Origin of the sequence: Parendozoicomonas verongulae (assembly GCF_009711465.1) — a bacterium.
Lineage (GTDB): Bacteria > Pseudomonadota > Gammaproteobacteria > Pseudomonadales > Endozoicomonadaceae > Sansalvadorimonas > Sansalvadorimonas verongulae.
The window spans coordinates 1-203 of the sequence record NZ_SMME01000007.1 but is presented as its reverse complement, the minus strand read 5'-3'; the positions used below and the strand labels follow the sequence as shown (position 1 = coordinate 203).

The following is a 203-nucleotide window of genomic DNA, read 5'->3' as shown; positions in this document are numbered from 1 at the left end:
CCTTTGTCTGTGATCAGGACGGATGCAACCGGTCTTTCATTCAATCCGGTCATCTCACCACCCATAAGCGTACACACACAGGAGATAAGCCCTACGTCTGTGACCAGTGCAACCAGTCTTTCTCACAATCCACTCATCTCACCAGACACAAACGCAGCCTGCATAACAGGAATGATGAGTGACCCGGTCTGTCCCTTTCACAA

At 50.2% G+C, this 203-nt stretch carries 1 protein-coding gene; it reads left to right on the top strand.

Going from position 1 to position 203, the window contains the following annotated elements:
- Nucleotides 1-182: C2H2-type zinc finger protein (locus E1189_RS00010; RefSeq protein ID WP_155158122.1), on the top strand; the 182-nt coding region annotated here is incomplete at its 5' end.
- Between the last annotated feature and the right edge of the window lie 21 nt (nt 183-203).